The organism is Ectothiorhodospiraceae bacterium BW-2 (genome assembly GCA_008375315.1).
Classification (GTDB): domain Bacteria; phylum Pseudomonadota; class Gammaproteobacteria; order Thiohalomonadales; family Thiohalomonadaceae; genus BW-2.
In genome coordinates, this window is the sequence record CP032507.1 from 3,903,697 (window position 1) to 3,920,229 (window position 16,533).

Consider the following 16,533-nt stretch of genomic DNA (forward strand, 5'->3'; position numbering starts at 1 on the left):
CATCTCATCTCTCCCCACTGCGCTACCAACTCAATAGGCTCTCCATAAAACTGCGATCGAAGCGAACTTTAACATAGTCTCCTAGCTGAATCCTTCTCGCCTCCTCTGCCTTATCCACCAGCGCCCAGCTATAGTCGGCACCGATCTGGTCGGTCACAGTGGCACTCCCAATACCTCGTTCGACCAAAGTCACTTTCTGAGTCAAACGGTTACCCTCCTGCCGCAGCCGGATAATCTCGATCTTATCCCCTTTGCTAATATGGCGCTGCCGGCCAATCATTATTTTGATCAAATACTCTTCGCCATCGCTGCGCATATCGACCACATAACTGCTAGCCGCAAACCGGTTCTGCAACTCAACCCGTCCGCTATCGAGACTCTCCTCTCCAGCCCTCGCCACTAGAGCGCTATATTTGCCGTTAGCGCTGCTACAGTGTTGACTCTCCTCCTCCATCGTCTCGCTACCACTTAGGGCGATACGCTCCACCATCTGTAGCTCTGGAATCGAAAAGATCTGTAGCGTCGCCTTCACTGTCGCTTGATAGGTACACTTCGCAGGGACTCGCTCGCTCCCCTGCTTGGTCTTTCTCTCGTAACTCTTGGCAAACTGACTACCCGTCTCAATGCTATCGATCCGCCCCATAACGGCAAAATCGGCCACCTCCGGCCCCTGATAGCTCCCCGAACGACCGGTCGCCTCGGCCAGTGCTAGCTCGCTCAACAGCTTTTGCGCCTGATGGCGATCAATGAGCTGCACCCCCGCCCCAGTGAGATGCTGCTCTAGTCGGGCAGAGAGGGTGGCTACCACTTGGCTCTGCTGCGCTAAGGCGCTCGGCTGCGATAGCGTAAAACCGGAACTCACCACCCGAATCTTCTGCTGCGAACGGGCTAGCTGCGCCTCGGTCGGGGCGAGCTCTGCTAGCGGCAGATTGACCGGCTGCCAAGCGTCAATATCGTCAATCGTGAGTCCTGCGCAGCCAAAAAGGGCTGTCATCACGGTAGCGACTACTGCGGTAGCGACTCTGTTTCTATTTCGATGCTGCACGTCACTCTCCTCCCGCTAAATTCCCAACAGCGTTAACACCGACTGCTGCGCTATCTGCTGCTGCAGCGAGCTCACCGCGCTCTGTGTCGCGGCGGCATAACTTAACGCCGAAGCCCCCGATAGCTCCAGATTGCGACTCGCCACCGCTTCACCCAAACCATCCTGCGCCACCAGCGAGACAAACAGCTTCACGATAAAGTTACCGTAAACCTTTGAGCGCTGCTCACTCACCTCAATCGTAATATTGACCCCACTCTGCCCGCGCGAGGGGGGAGTCACCAGCGTATAGCGCTCCCGATTCAACCCCTCACGCAGCACATCGCTAATACTACGCCAGCCGCTCGCCCCCTGAATCGAAAATGTCAACCCCGCCGCCGCCTGCTGTAGCGCTCGGCGCTGCGAGGCGATATCGATCGGCTCGGATAGACGATGAAAGGCGTTCAAAAGTTGCTGCAATAGCTCTAGCTCATCGATTTTCGCATACAACGGCGCCATCTGTTTTAGCTGCCGCAGGGCGCTTTGGCGCTTAAATTGGGCTAAGGAGAGCTCAATATCTTGCTGTAGCTCTTGCAGCCGCTGCTCTTTTTGGCGCAAAAACGGCCCCTGCTCCACCTGTAGCAGCACCAAGTGGCGTCCCCCCTGCTGTAGCCGCTGCATGACCCGATAGTTATTGAACGTCAGCGCAGCACTCTCGGCGGTAACACTCTGACTCGACTGCCGCTGTAACTGCTCTCGTCCATTGAGAGTGGAGACCGAGAGCTGCTGCTGACTACGGGAGCGAATTGTAGTCTGGAGACGAGAGGCGATCATCGCTAGCGCCTTCTCCTCCGCCTGTTTGGGTGTCACCGCCTCAGCCGCCCCATACCAAAAACGGCCATCGTCAGTCGGTGGCGAAAAGAACCATGCCGGCGGGGTATTCACGACCGCCTCGGAGCCACTCTTCCCCCCCCCTAGCAGGCTACAACCCGCCACAGCCCACACCATAACGGCTATCATCGCACCGATATGCCAGTTCAACATGACCCTAACCTCTTCGTTACCACTATTCCGATGGCGACCAAATGTGTATGATGGCCGCTTTTTAACCGTGAGGGGAGTTATGTTACACCAACTACGATATTTTGGGTTGTTGATTCTGCTACTATGGGCACCTTTGTCACAGGCAGAGACGATTAAGGTCGTCCTAACAACCAACCTAGGCGAGATGATGATTGAGCTCTATCCCGATAAAGCACCAAAAACGGTCGCTAACTTTCTTAACTATGTCGATAGCGGCTTCTATGAGGGGACGATTTTTCACCGCGTCATTGATGATTTTATGGTTCAAGGGGGTGGTTACAGCGCCGATTTTGCCAAAAAACCGACCCAAGCGGCTATCGAAAACGAGGCCGACAACGGCCTGCGCAATATTATCGGCACCGTGGCGATGGCCAGAACGGGTGACCCCCACTCCGCAACGAGCCAATTTTTTATTAATGTCGCCAATAACAGCTTTCTCGACTTCAGAGAAAAGAGCCCTAGAGCGTGGGGCTATGCCGTTTTTGGACGGGTCGTTAAGGGGATGAGCACCCTTGAGGCGATCAAGTCCACCCCTACCGGCGCTAAAGGGCCATTTAGCAAAGATGTCCCCCTTAGTACGGTGACCATTGAATCGATTCAACGACTGCAGGAGTAAACAACCCGATGATTTTAATGCAGACTAGCTATGGTGATATCACCCTAAAACTCGACGCCGACAAAGCACCGGAAACGGTCGATAACTTTGTTAGCTATGTCAATGACGGCTTCTATGATGGCACCATTTTTCACCGCGTGATTAACGGTTTTATGATCCAAGGCGGCGGCATGGAGCCTGGCATGAGAGAGAAGGAGACCAAAGCGCCGATCCAAAATGAGGCCTTTAACGGCCTAAAGAACAGCCGCGGCACCATCGCCATGGCTCGTACCATGGAGCCCCACTCGGCCACGGCGCAATTTTTTATCAATGTTAACGATAATAACTTTTTAAACTACACCGGTAAGACCCGTGATGGTTGGGGCTACTGCGTCTTTGGCGAAGTGGTCGATGGCATGGAGGTGGTTGACAAAATTAAAGCCGCCACCACCGGCAATGCCGGCTACCATCAGGATGTCCCGGTTAACGATATCCTCATCGAATCGGTACGGATTATCGATGATCCTGAATCGAGCAAGTAACCGCTCTCGCCTCCCCATTTAAACACTTGAAATAGCCCTATGCGCCGCGCGTTTATCGCCGATCTCCATCTGAGCCCCGATAACGGTCGGCGTCGGGCACTCTTTAGCGACTTTTTAGCCTACGCTACCACAGAGTTTACTCAGCTCTATATCTTAGGCGACCTATTCGATATCTGGTTAGGTGATGATATTGAACTAGAGCGCTTTCGGGACGAAATAGAGGCACTCGCCGCTGCGAGTGCCGCAGGATTAGCCCTCTGGTACCTGCCCGGTAACCGCGATTTTCTGATCGGTGAGTCGTTCTATCGACAGAGCGGCTGTCAGCCGCTACCGGAGCCGACCACGATTCAGTGTGGCCGCTACCCGACACTGCTACTTCATGGCGATACCCTTTGCAGTGACGATAGCGACTATCAACAGCTACGCCAACAGCTACGACAGCAGCCATGGAGAGACGATTTTCTCGCCAAATCTGCCACAGAGCGCCAGAGTATCGCCACAACACTCCGCCAACAGAGTGACACAGATAAGCGACAAAAGAGTGCTGCCATCATGGATGTGAGCCCCGATACGGTGGTTACCATAGCCACCGAGTGGCAAGTCAGTCGCATAATTCATGGCCATACTCACCGCCCCGGGGTCAATCTACACCAACTGCATCAGCAGGCGCTGCTGCAACGATTCGTCGTCGATGAGTGGCAAGATAGCAGCGCCGGCTATCTTAGCGAGAGAGAGGGCCACTTCGAGTTCCATCGCTTTGCCCACACAACCTCATCGACTACCGCGACTCACCGTTAAGCCACTGATAGAGCGTCTGATAGAGCCGCTCCGGCGCTAGCGGTTTAGTGAGAAAGTCGTTCATGCCGACACTTAACGCTAGCTCTCTATCTTCGGGGCTCACTTTAGCCGTCACCGCAATAATCGGGGTATTGTCGTGGTGCGATAGCTGCCGAATAGCCACTGTCGCTTCGATACCGTCCATCACCGGCATCTGTAGATCCATTAATATCAGTTGATAGAGATGGGCTCTAGCCTGCTCGATCGCCTCGACGCCATTGTCGGCCGTATCGATGCGAAGCCCTAAATCCTCCAGCAGCGACAGCAGAATATCTTGATTAATCGGCTCATCCTCCACTAGCAGTAGCCGGAGCTGTTCGCCTTGAGCGATAAGCCACTGCTCAGCCTCTGTCGCATCGTCCTGCGCCTCTGCCGCCATCTTCTCTACCCTGGCCGTGAGCCAAAAACAGCTCCCCTCACCGACTCGACTCTCAACGCCGGTCTCGCCCCCCATCAGACGCGCAAGACGATGGCTCTGTCGCAGACCGATACCGACGCCGCCATAACGGCGAGTATCAGAGCCATCGATCTGCTCAAAGAGACAGAACAGATGGTGCAAATTCTGCGCTTCAATACCGATGCCGCTATCCTCGACCTCAAAACAGAGCACGACTGTTTGAGAAGACTCTTCGCTTATCGATACCCGTAACACAATCTCCCCTTCAGGAGTAAATTTAAAGGCGTTACTAATAAAATTAAACAGCGCCTGCGATAGCCGTTGCGCATCGCCGCGCAGGGTGAGATCACCACAGCTATTATTGATGCTAAAGCTAACTTTAGGGTGGTATAGCGGTGCCGTGCGACTCTGGACTATCTCTAGTAGCTGCTGTAGCGTAAAGGGGTAGCTACTCAAAATAAAGCGCTCCGATTCGAGCCTCGCAATATCGATAATATTGGTCAGCATATAGAGCAGTTGATCACTCGACTTAATGATCGTCTGTAATCGCTGCTGCTGCTGTGGTAGTAGTGGCTCGCGCTGAATCAGATTGGCCATCCCGCTAATTGCGTTTAGGGGGGTTCGCACTTCGTGGGAGATATTGGAGAGAAACTCATCTTTGGCAATATTGGCCGCCTCAGCCCGCTCTTTAGCCTGCTGTAGCTCCATCGTTCGCTGCGCTACCTGCTCCTCCAGACTCTCTTGGTGCTGCACTAGCGCCTGTTGACTTAGCGTTAGTTGATCATGGAGCTGTTTATGCTCTAACTGGCTGCGTACCCGAGCGATTACGCTAGTTGCCCGATAGGGTTTGGAGATAAAGTCGTTCGCCCCGAGCGCTAACGCCCGCTGCTCAATCTCATCTTGATCGCGACCGGTAATAATAATCACCGCAGTCCCATCTAATAGCGAATCCTGTTTAATAGTGCGACAGATATCGAGTCCATCCATATCCCCTAGGCCGATATCGAGTAGCAGCAGATCGGGACGGCGCTGGCGCAGCAGCGTTAACCCCTCAACACCCGACAGAGAGAAGATAATCTCTAGCGGCTCACGGGCTAAGGTCTGTCGCAGTGACAAAATGGTCTCAGGGGAGTCATCAATAATCAGAACCAGTGGCTGGTGGCGAAGGGAAGAGTGACGGTCTTGGTCAGATATTGTCATAATAGTACCGTTGAGTTAGGTAGATAGAAGCCACTCTTTGAGCAGGGTGGCCGCCTCATTAAAACGCAAATTGTGAATTAAGTCGGCCAACTCATGTAGCTCCTCTTGCGCCATCTGCTGCTCAAGCCATGGCTGTAGTTGGCGAAAGTGATCATACGCGATCAGATCGTGCCTTTGAAGCTGCGACACCAGTTGCTGCAACGCCGACGCATCTCCAGCGACTTCATGGTTAGTTAAGCTCTGCATCTGCTGCTGTAGCTGTGGTAGCTGTGCGGCTAATCGACTCAATTCATCGGCCAGCTCAGGGCAGCTCACCTCGTGGTTGTCCGAAGCGTGCTGTAGTCGCGTCTCACAACGACGGGCGGTAGCGGCGAGTGACTCTAACCCCAACAGTAGCGCCCCTCCGGCTAGCTTATGGCACCTCGCCGCGGTTAACTCGGCCTCGGCGGTCGTCTCCATTAAATCGGCAAACTCCGCCATAAAGCGCTGCACCATGAGCCCAAATAGCGCCAAATCGCCATCGAGTCGCCGCCAAACTGACGCCATATCGACACCTTCGAGTTGTGGCCACTGCCGTAGTGCTATCTCACTACTGCGACTTGCGGCTGTGGCTGGAGAGGGTTGCGTTTTGTCCACCACTGTTTGACCACGATAGCGCTCAATTTGTGCCGCGATGGTCTCAAGTAGCAGGGCTGGCTCTATCGGCTTAGTTAAGTAGAGATCCATCCCCGCCTCTAGCGAGCGATCTCGTTCGGTCGTTAACGCCCCGGCGGTAATACCCACAATCGGCAGGGTTAGCTGTAGCTGTTTACGAATCAGTCGCGTCGCCTCATTACCATCCATCACCGGCATCTGTACATCCATTAAGACTAGATCGAACTTCTCAGGATCGTGTTGCAGTCGCTGTAGCGCCTCCTCGCCATTGGTCGCTCGTGTCACCAGCACCCCCTCACGGCTGACAATGCGCTCCATCAGTTCGAGATTAATTTGGTGATCATCGACCAGTAGCAGGTGGTAGCCCGTTAATGTCGAGACGCCAGAGGGCGCGGCGATCGGTAGCGGCTCTAGCGCTGTCGCTATCGACGCCTCACTCTGTCGCTCTAGCTCATCAGTCGGATAGCATAGCGGTATCTCTACCCGAAACGAGCTACCACTGCTATCACTATGGAGCAGTCCCACCTCCCCCCCCATCAGACGGCAGAGCTGCCGTACAATCGAGAGTCCCAACCCCGTGCCGCCATGTCTGCGGGTAAAGGAGCTATCGGCTTGGGTAAAGGGTTCAAACAGATAGTGCTGCACCTCAGGCAAAATCCCCTCACCGCTATCGTTGACCTCAAATCGAAGCCAAATTTGGTTCTCGCTGCTCTCCTTGCCATAGATCGGTGCCACCGTTACCCGAACCCACCCTTTATGGGTAAATTTGAGCGCGTTCCCGATAAGGTTGATCAATATCTGCCGTAGCCGTCCGGCATCGCCCCGAAGTCGCTGCGGCAGATGATGGCCAGTATCCACAAGGGTCAGGTTGATGCCTCGGGCGTTGGCGATCGGGTCGAACATCCGCTTAATGGAGGCCAGAAAGCGCCCTAAATCGAAGTTAACTGGCTCTAACTTCAGCTCATCGGCCTCAATTTTAGAGAGATCGAGAATATCGTTAATTAGCTGCAGCAGATGGCGTCCAGAGCTCTCAATCGCCGCCACATCGTCAAACTGCTGCGCCTGTAGCTGCGACTGTTTGAGCAGGTGGGTCATGCCGATAATGGCATTTAACGGGGTACGAATTTCGTGGCTCATATTGGCCAAAAAGGCGCTTTTAGCCCGATTCGCCTGCAAAATCGCCAATTCGGTCTGTTTGCGTCGGGTAATATTTTGGCAGGTGCCGATAACCTGCTCCAGCCGCCCTCTCTCATCGTAACGACGCACGGCCGAGAGCCGCAACCAACGCTCCTCTCCGATGGGGGTGATAATTCGCGTCTCCGGTTCAAACAGACTCTCTTCACGCAAAAAGCGTTCAAATAGATCGGTTACCCACGGTAGATCATCAGGGTGGAGCCGCTCTAACCACTCATCCATCTCCCCCTTAAAACGCTGCTGCTCGATGCCGTAGTTATCGAGCGTGGTGGCGTCCCAGTGCATATAGCCGCTAATCACCTCCAGCTCCCAAATACCGATCCCAGCCGCTTCGGTAGCTAGCGCTTGGGAGAGCACCCGCTCACTGCTCTTTTGCGAGGTAATATCTTCGGTCAAAATAATCACGCCCCCCACCTCGGAGTCGGCATCAAACCAGGGCTGTACCGACCAGCGCAGCCACATTTGGGTACCGTCGTGACGGGTAAATAGCACCTCACTCGCCTCACTGCGCTGCCCCTGTAGCGCCAGCTTGTGTGCTTCCAACCAGTGGCTCTCCAGCTTTGGAAAGATATCGTAGTGCCGTTGTCCCACCAACCAACGCTTACCAAGATGGTAGTCATCGATCCAACGCTGACTGACCGCCAGATAGATCATGCGTCGGTCAAACATCGCCATCGCTACCGGTGCATGGTCGATAAAGCGTTTCATCTCCTCTAGTTGACGCCCTAGGCGGTGCAACATATCGCGACTCGCTTGCATATCGGAGATATCCCGCGCGACCAGAAAGATCCCCTCTAGCTGCCCGCCTGTCCCCATTAATGGCCCACCGGTGACCATCAATGAGCGGCGGCCAATGGCGGTCTCGAACTCCATCTCCAGCGTCACGACCTGATTGGCGTTAGCCACCTCTTCTGAGAAGGCATGGATACGGTGGGCCGATTTGAGCGGGAGTAGTAGATCAAAGTGTTCCCCTAACGCCTGCTGTTGCACCAAATTAAAATAGCGGCAGGCGTTATGGTTTAAAGTGACAAAGCGCCCCGCAGCATCGGTAGAGAAGATAACTAAGTCGGCCGCCTCAATGAGCGAATTGAGTCGCTCCAGCGCCACAGTACGCTCCATCTGCACCTGCATCTGCCGCAGGGTGACGGCAAACAGAATCGGCCACAACCCCATTAACAGGCCGATAGCCACCCTCTGCGACCACGGCAGCGCTGCCCAAGAGAGAGAGAAGAGAACCCAGAGCGCAACCAATAGATAGATCACCAGCAACAGCGGCAACCACCTATTTTGTGACCAGTGTCTCAGAAAAGAGTAAAAAAACATAGCTCATTGTAACAGAGCCACCCGAAAAAAAAACGCCCCACAAGAGGGGCGTTAAATTCAAAGTGAAGTATGATTCAATGGCGACAACAGTTAATTAGCAATGCTCTCTAACTGCTTCGCTTTAATGATTTGACCATCAAGCGCCGCGTCCTTGCCGCTGCGGCCGAAGGCGACCGACATGAGTGTCGAGTAGTAAACGACCGGTAGCTGAAATTTCGTGCCGTAGGTGGCATTAATCTGATCCTGATAGACCTCAACATTCATCTGACAGACCGGACAGGGGGTTACAATCATATCGGCACCACCATCATAGGCCGCTTCAATAATATCCCGCACTAGCGCCTGCGACTTCTCCGGCTCGGAGAACATTAACGCCCCCCCACAGCAAGAGACCTTCTTTTCGTAGTTCTCGACCGGTGAGGCACCGACCGTTTCGATAATTTTATCGAGATATTTCGGGTTCTCAAACGACTCGCCATCGATCCCAAACGGACGGTTGGTCTGGCAGCCGACATAACCGGCTATTTTAAGCCCATCAAGCGGCTTTTTGACCTTGCTCTTAATCTCGTCAAGACCGACATCTTCGAGCAGCACCTCGACCATGTGGCGCGACTTGGGCATTTCGCCCTCAATTTTGACCCCAATCTCGCCCAAGGCGCTCTCAATACCACTGCGAACGCGTTGACTCTCCTCAATTCGCTCCTTCGCCTCCCGCGTAGCTAGCCAACAGGCGGCACAGGTAGCGACAATATCTTGCGGCCCATGTGCCTGCTGCGAGAGGGCGATATTGCGTGCCGAGAGCGAAATGCGTGGCAGTTCGCCTCCGCCACCATAACCGATGGAGGCACCGCAGCAGTTCCAGTCGGGAATTTCATTAAGTTGAATATCGAGCTCTTGGCAGATCGTCTGAGTCGAGCGCAGATAGTTAATGGATGAGGCACCGCTTTGCGAGGAGCAGCCCGGGTAAAATGAGTATTCGTACTTTGCCATAGGTTATCTCCTGTTACTGGTGACCTTGCGCTTCAATCTCTTTTGCTTTGGCAATCATCTTTTTGATCCCGCTAGCATCTTTACATTTATGACCACCGAGGATCTCCATCGGGTTCATTCGCCCCGACTTTAGCATCCCGAGACCGACATCTTTCATCTTCATCGCCGTTTTGACCCCATCGCCAAAACCGTTCATAAAGTAGAGCGAGAGTCCTAGCTTTAGCTCGTTCACCCGTCCGGTCTGGGAGAGGTTATCCCAAAATAGCTGCGAAAACTTGGCGGTCGGCTGCTCTTTCGGCTCCAGACCGAGCCGTTTCGCGTAGCTAGCTAGTCCGTGCATAATGTGGGTAATCGGCAGCCCGCGCGGACAGCGGGCAATACAGTTGTAGCAGGAGGTACACATCCACATCGAACTGGAGCCTAACACCTCTTCACGCTTATTGGCGCGAATCATCATAAACAGCTCTTGCGGCGGGTGCTCCCAATGGTTCTGCATCGGGCAGGAGCCGGAGCAGACACCACACTGCATACACATCTTAACCCACTCGCCCTCCTCTACATTGGCTTCAACCTCTTTAAGAAAAGAGCTGCGATACTTTTCGATCATCGCCTGATTCATATTACTCATTTGCACATCTCCCGCTTAGAATTTGAACGGACTCATGCCGATTTCACCAATGGTCTTCTCCATATCGTTAATCAGCTGAGGGATTCGTTCAATATCGGTAATGGATACTTCAAAGGTCTGCACCCGCTCTTTCTCCAGATTGAGCTGGCTGAGAGTATCATCAATTTTGCTCATACGATAGTGGGCCATCTCGGAGCCTTTGACAAAGTGGCACTGATAGTTATCACCCTTTTGGCACCCCATGAGCATCACCCCATCATAACCGCTGTTGAGCGCATCGGTAATCCAGATCGTGTTCACCGAACCGAGACAGCGAATCGGAATGATACGGGCAAACGAGCTGTACTCTTGATGGGTCATACCGGCCATATCGAGCGCTGGATAGGCGTCGTTTTCGCACGCTAACACCAAAATCCGTGGCTTCTCCTCGAACTCATCGGGGATATCGACATTTTTAATCTGCTGACCGACGGTATCGACCGAGTAGTTCTCAAACGAGATCACTCGCACCGGACAGGCCCCCATACAGGTACCGCAGCGGCGGCAACGCGCCTCGTTATACTGCGGATACTTCTCCTCATCCTCATTAATCGCACCGAAGGGGCACTCAACAGTACAGCGCTTACACTGGGTACACCCCTCTCTACGGAAAGTAGGGAAGCTTAAATCGCCCGAACGGGGGTGAGCCGCTCGGCCTAGTGCCGCATTTTCACACGCCTGAATCGCTTTTAGCGTCGCGCCGGTAGCGTCCTCTATCGTCTGGGCAATATCCATCGGCCGTCGTAGTGGCCCTGAGGCATAGATCCCAGTACGGCGAGTCTCATACGGAAAGCAGATAAAGTGTGAGTCGTTAAAGCCGTGCTTAAGGTGGGGCAGATCGGAGCCTTGACGATAGTCTAAGTTCAAAATCGGTGCGGGCTGAATCGCGATCTCCGCTTCGAGCTGTTTGACTAGCGCCTCATCCTTCGCATCCTTAGCGTTACCGAGCTCCAGCTCCAGATAGGGGTTCGGGCCAGAGTTTGGCACCATGCCGGTGGCTAGCACCACAATATCGGCATGAATAGTGCTCTGTTCGTTAAGAATTTTATCGGTATAGTTGACCTCAAGCCCCTTACCCACCTTAACGCTACTCACTTCGCCTTTGGAGAAGGCCACTCCCGCCTCCTGACCTGAGCGGTAGAAATCTTCACCAGAGGCCCCTGGGGTACGCAGATCGTCAAAAATGACCGTCGCATCGCCACCTGCGGCTCTCACATAGTGCGCCTGTTTAATTGAGGTGGTGCAGCAGTGGCCGGAGCAGTAGGGGAGATGGCCCTCTTTATCGCTGCGCTGACCGGCACACTGGACAAAGACCACATTTGTCGCCTCAGAGCCGTCCGCCTTTTTGATAGCGCCATGATTGGCCTTCACCCTCTGCTCAAACTGTAGCTGATCTATCACATCAGCGTTATCGGGGCTAAACTCCGGCAGCAGGCTCATATCGTATGTTTTAAAACCGGTCGCCTGCACAATCGCACCGACGCTGAGGCTTTTCCCCCCCGCTAGCTCGACGCTAAAACGCCCCGGCGCACCCTCCGTTTTAGTAATCGCGCTACTGAGGTGGACGGTAATTTTATCACTCCCCTCAACAGCGGCGATCATCTCGCCAATGGTGTTATCGACCGGCCCTTGCAGACCGTTTTTAGCCGGCACCCGCTTATAGAGCTCGGCGGCAATACCACCGAGTCTGTCGCTCTTTTCGACCAGATCGACCTCATAGCCAGTTTTTGCCGCCTCCAGTGCAGAGGTGAGACCGGAGACACCGCCACCGACCACCATAATCCGCTTAGTCAGCTCCTGTTCGCCACTTGATGAAGGAACCTTCAGGAATTTAGCTTCAGCACAGGCCATGCGCACATAGTCGTCTGCCATCTCTTGAGTCGTCTCTTGCGCCTCATCGTTATTAGGACGAACCCAAATCACCCCTTCACGAATATTGGCCCGCGACAGGGTGACCCCCTCAAAACTAAACGCCTCAGTTTTAGCTCGGCGGGAGCAGCCGACGATCACAACTCGATTCACCCCGTCGTTATCGATGTCGTCTTGAATCATCTTCACGCCATCGGCGCTACAGAGAAATTCGTGATCTTTGCTAATGGCCGCTTTACCATCTCGTTTGGCGGTATTGACCAGTTGGTTGACATCAAGGCGCTCTTCAATGCCACACCCTTTACAGATATAGGCGCCAATTTTCTTTTCGTCTGCCATCGTTTATGCCTCCGCAGCTGAAACTTGATTGACGATCTGAATCGCACGCAGCGCGGCCGCCGTTGCATTTTGCGCCGCACGGTTAACATCCAGAGCGTCAGATGAGCAGCCCGCACCAAAGATAGCGCCGTTAGACTCATCTAAGTCGATAAAGTTGTGTTCGTTCACCACCGTCCCTTCGGGGAAGATGCCTGCCGGAACGGTTGACTCCATTCCTGTCGCCAGTACCACTAAATCGTGCTCGCTCGCATAGCGGTTATACCCCTCGGTATCGACCCCGTGGAGAATCACATTGCCGTTAGCGCCAGCGACGATGTTAGCGACCTTCGATTTCACAAAGCTAACATTCGGATCGGCCTTCACCTTTTGGTGAAAATCGTCGATACGGTCGATAGCACGAATATCGATGTAATAGACCGTTGATTGACACTCATCCCCAAGCTTTTCCGCCACATAGGTAGTCTGCTTTAGTGTCGCCATGCAGCAGATACGGGAGCAGTGCTTTAGATGGTTCTTATCCCGCGAACCGGCACACTGAATAAAGGCGATATTTTTAGGTGCCGCGCCATCAGAGGGGCGCTGAATCTTACCAGCGGTTGGGCCGAAAGGATCGAGCATACGCTCAAACTCAACATTGGTGATGACATTCTCGTAGCGATCATAGCCGTAGGGCTGAATTTTGGCCGCATCGTAGGGCTTCCAGCCGGTGGCCCAAATCACTGCGCCAACGCTAAGGGTTAGCGCCTGCTCGGCCATCTCAAGGTCGATCGCCTCAAATCGACACGCCTCTTTCGCCTTGGTCGCATCGTCGGTGCCAATTAGCGCCGGATCGAGAATGTAGCGCTGCGGATAGGCCATCGGCGAAGGGATATAGGCCCCTTTGCGCTTTTTCATCTGATAGTTAAACTCATCATCAAATTCGGCCTCAACCGCCTCACCACACGCGCCACAAGCGGTACAGTTTTCGTTGACATAGCGTGGAGAAACTTTGACATCGACACTGTAGTTGCCGCTCTCACCGCTAATGCCGGTCACTTCGGCCATCGTCATAAGGCGAATATTTTTATTCGCCTTCAAACGACGGTACTGAATCTCCAAGCCACACTGCGGATAGCAGAGTTTAGGAAAATATTTATAGAGTTGGCTAACTCGGCCACCGACAGACGGCGCCTTCTCCAGCAGCAGCACCTGCTTACCGCACTCTGCGGCTTCCAGTGCAGCGGTCAGGCCGCTAATGCCACCCCCAACAACCAGAATGGTTTCGTTGGTTGCGATTACCTCAGACATTGATTACCTCCAGTTAAGGTCAATCTAAAAAACAGGGTTGCGAACTTCGCCAATGACCACACTGTAGCCATGCACGGGTGGGGTCGGCGAAAGACGCCCTAACGCAAATCGGCTATTCTACCCCATATTCGCCGACTGCACGCGCCCAAACAGGCACAAAAGTCGCTGCGTTTTACGCTACTTGGCTCCAAAAAGCCAATACGCTCTGCTTATCGCGGTATAGATAAACCCTAATTGCCCCTCAAACGGCGCTACTGCTTGACACGCCTCCCCCTGCTGCCTACGATTCCCCCCGCTCTGTAACCGAAGGATCGAAACTTAAACCCGCCATGCAGATTGAAACCGTCTATCAACTCATTGCCACCGAACGCGAGGCAGTGGATGCCGAAATTAGCCGTCAACTCCACTCCGGCGTCGTGCTAGTCAACCAGATTGGCCGCTACATTATCAACAGCGGTGGCAAGCGATTGCGGCCGATGCTGATCCTTCTGGTCGCCAAGGCTTGGGACTATCAAGGGAGCGCCCACCACCGCCTAGGAGCGGTAATCGAGTTTATCCATACCGCCACTCTGCTGCATGACGATGTGGTTGATGGCTCCGATCTGCGCCGGGGTAACGATACCGCCAATCGGGTCTGGGGCAATGAGGCGGCGGTGTTGGTGGGCGATTTTCTCTACTCACGGGCGTTTCAGATGATGGTATCGCTGCAAAATATGCGGGTGATGGAGGTTTTGGCCGATACCACCAATACCATCGCTGAAGGGGAGGTACAGCAGCTACTCAATATCCACAATGCCGATATCGACGAAGAGAGCTATCTTAGGGTCATTCGCTCTAAAACGGCACAACTCTTTGCCGCCTCGGCGCAACTTGGGGCGATTATCTGCAACCGCAGTGCCGCTGAGGAGCAGGCGATGGCCCGTTTTGGAATGCATCTTGGCACCGCCTTTCAAATTGTCGATGATGCGCTCGACTATCGCGGCAACGCCGAGGAGCTAGGAAAAAATCTGGGCGATGATCTGGCTGAGGGCAAACCGACTCTGCCATTAATCCATATTCTACGCCACGGCACCCAGAGCGAAAAGCGGCTGGTCAGAGAGGTTATCGAACAAGGCGATCGCAACCGCATTGACGCCATCCTAGAGGCGATTGAGGCCAATCGTGCCATCGACTACACCCTAGAGGCCGCACGCAACGAGGCCGAATTAGCCCTACAACAGCTCACCCTCCTGCCCGACAACGATCTTAAAAGTGCACTCATCACCCTAACTCGCTACGCTGTGGATCGCACCTATTAGCTGATGACGCTCAAACTTCTCGCAACCGATCTTGATCGCACCCTACTCCCGAATGGCCGCTGGCCAGCCGATGAGGGGGCGATTGAGCAGTTTAACCAGCTCACCTGCCGCCACGATCTACGGCTCGTCTATGTGACCGGTCGCAATTTAGCACTGACGGAGAGCGCCATTGCTGAGTATGGCATTCGCTATCCCGATACCCTCTGCGGCGATGTCGGCACCACGATTTACCACTATCACGACGGCCACTGGCACGAAGATAGCCGCTGGCATAGCATCATCGAACAGCGCTCCCCCCGCTGGAGTGCGACCGACATCGCCGCCCAACTAAGCTCACTCAGCGAGTTAGAGCCCCAACCGAGTGAACAGTGCCACCGCTTTAAACAGAGCTACTATCTGCCCCCTACGGGGCGTGAGGCGCTAGTACAGCAGCTACGACAGAGGCTATCAGATCGTTTTGATGCCGTGTTAATCGACAGTTTTGATCCGGTTAACGACCTCGCCCTGCTCGATATTCAGCCCGCTAGCGCCACCAAAGAGAGTGCGCTACGCTTCGTCGCCACCCACTATGGCGTAGCCAACCAGCAGGTGGTCTATTGTGGCGATAGTGGTAACGATCTCCACCCTTTGAGCGCCGGCTTTTGCGGTGTCGTGGTCCGAAACGGCGATGCGCAGCTACGGCAGGCACTCAAACAGGTGCAACAGGAGCAACCTAAGTTGCAGCTCTACTTCGCCTGCGGTAACTATGGCGCGGGTAGTGGCTACTATACGAGCGGGGTGATTGAGGGGGCACGCCACTACCGACTCATCTAAATTCCCCACAAGATGTGACATCGGTCACACTTTTGCCCCCCCTTGGTGTTATACTGCCCGCTCTTTCCATTGACCCTGTAGGAGGCTACGAAACCATGGATAGCACATCAGGCATCTCAACTGCCTCATTAAAGATGAGCGCCGCCGACACTGCCCAACAGGTGCAGATGGCGATGTTAAGCAAAGGCAAGGATATGATTGAGCAAAATGGCCAGTCGGTCATGCAGCTCATTAACAGCGCATCCCAGCCCGCACCACAACCGGTAGGCAGTCTGGGCAACAACCTTAATGTTTACGCCTAGAACGCTCTAGCTCTAACCCGAGATCAAGGATGATCTCACCCTCAACTTAGCTCCCTAGCCCCTTCGCGCCACTCCTCTGTGCGCTCGTCCCAGATTCACTAAAAATAACTTCAGAAAGCACC

14 protein-coding genes are annotated in these 16,533 nt (G+C 54.0%); 6 read left to right on the top strand and 8 right to left on the bottom strand.

Annotated features, from left to right (window positions below):
• Positions 1–22: 22 nt before the first annotated feature.
• Entirely contained in the window at positions 23–1,045 is a 1,023-nt protein-coding gene (locus tag D5085_18225; GenBank protein ID QEP44900.1) for a hypothetical protein, read from the bottom strand.
• 15 nt (positions 1,046–1,060) lie between these two features.
• The gene (locus D5085_18230) at positions 1,061–2,065 is read right to left on the bottom strand and encodes a hypothetical protein (GenBank protein QEP44901.1); all 1,005 of its coding nucleotides are present in this window, start codon (positions 2,063–2,065) and stop codon (positions 1,061–1,063) included.
• 79 nt (positions 2,066–2,144) lie between these two features.
• Between D5085_18230 and D5085_18235 the strand changes: the two genes are divergently transcribed.
• From D5085_18235 to D5085_18245, 3 genes are read left to right on the top strand one after another with little or no spacing between them, the layout of a single operon-like run.
• Entirely contained in the window at positions 2,145–2,720 is a 576-nt protein-coding gene (locus D5085_18235; GenBank protein QEP44902.1) for a peptidyl-prolyl cis-trans isomerase, read from the top strand.
• Between the two features lie 8 nt (positions 2,721–2,728).
• Positions 2,729–3,241, top strand: a complete 513-nt coding sequence (locus D5085_18240) for a peptidyl-prolyl cis-trans isomerase (GenBank protein ID QEP44903.1) — start codon at positions 2,729–2,731, stop codon at positions 3,239–3,241.
• Positions 3,242–3,280: 39 nt separating this feature from the next.
• The gene (locus tag D5085_18245; protein ID QEP44904.1) at positions 3,281–4,039 is read left to right on the top strand and encodes a UDP-2,3-diacylglucosamine diphosphatase; all 759 of its coding nucleotides are present in this window, start codon (positions 3,281–3,283) and stop codon (positions 4,037–4,039) included.
• Here D5085_18245 and D5085_18250 read toward each other — a convergent pair.
• The 6 genes from D5085_18250 to D5085_18275 form a co-directional block, all read right to left on the bottom strand.
• Positions 4,020–5,675: a response regulator gene (locus D5085_18250; GenBank protein ID QEP44905.1), complete on the bottom strand. Its 1,656-nt coding sequence runs from the start codon at positions 5,673–5,675 to the stop codon at positions 4,020–4,022. The genes D5085_18245 and D5085_18250 overlap by 20 nt on opposite strands.
• A gap of 15 nt (positions 5,676–5,690) precedes the next feature.
• Positions 5,691–8,846: a PAS domain S-box protein gene (locus D5085_18255; GenBank protein QEP44906.1), complete on the bottom strand. Its 3,156-nt coding sequence runs from the start codon at positions 8,844–8,846 to the stop codon at positions 5,691–5,693.
• Positions 8,847–8,936: 90 nt separating this feature from the next.
• Positions 8,937–9,836: a heterodisulfide reductase gene (locus tag D5085_18260; protein QEP44907.1), complete on the bottom strand. Its 900-nt coding sequence runs from the start codon at positions 9,834–9,836 to the stop codon at positions 8,937–8,939.
• A gap of 13 nt (positions 9,837–9,849) precedes the next feature.
• A complete protein-coding gene (locus tag D5085_18265) occupies positions 9,850–10,464 on the bottom strand; it encodes a 4Fe-4S dicluster domain-containing protein (GenBank protein QEP44908.1) in 615 nt (204 codons plus the stop codon).
• Between the two features lie 15 nt (positions 10,465–10,479).
• Positions 10,480–12,711 carry a hydrogenase iron-sulfur subunit gene (locus D5085_18270; protein ID QEP44909.1) on the bottom strand — a complete coding sequence of 744 codons (2,232 nt, stop codon included), beginning with the start codon at positions 12,709–12,711 and terminating at the stop codon, positions 10,480–10,482.
• 3 nt (positions 12,712–12,714) lie between these two features.
• The gene (locus tag D5085_18275; protein ID QEP44910.1) at positions 12,715–13,998 is read right to left on the bottom strand and encodes a CoB--CoM heterodisulfide reductase iron-sulfur subunit A family protein; all 1,284 of its coding nucleotides are present in this window, start codon (positions 13,996–13,998) and stop codon (positions 12,715–12,717) included.
• Between the two features lie 329 nt (positions 13,999–14,327).
• Between D5085_18275 and D5085_18280 the strand changes: the two genes are divergently transcribed.
• The 3 genes from D5085_18280 (at position 14,328) to D5085_18290 (ending at position 16,411) form a co-directional block, all read left to right on the top strand.
• Entirely contained in the window at positions 14,328–15,296 is a 969-nt protein-coding gene (locus D5085_18280) for an octaprenyl diphosphate synthase (protein QEP44911.1), read from the top strand.
• A gap of 3 nt (positions 15,297–15,299) precedes the next feature.
• Positions 15,300–16,109 carry an HAD-IIB family hydrolase gene (locus D5085_18285; protein ID QEP44912.1) on the top strand — a complete coding sequence of 270 codons (810 nt, stop codon included), beginning with the start codon at positions 15,300–15,302 and terminating at the stop codon, positions 16,107–16,109.
• A 95-nt stretch (positions 16,110–16,204) separates the two neighbouring features.
• Positions 16,205–16,411 (top strand): putative motility protein, encoded by a 207-nt coding sequence (locus tag D5085_18290; protein QEP44913.1) that lies wholly within the window; start codon positions 16,205–16,207, stop codon positions 16,409–16,411.
• Positions 16,412–16,533: the final 122 nt, after the last annotated feature.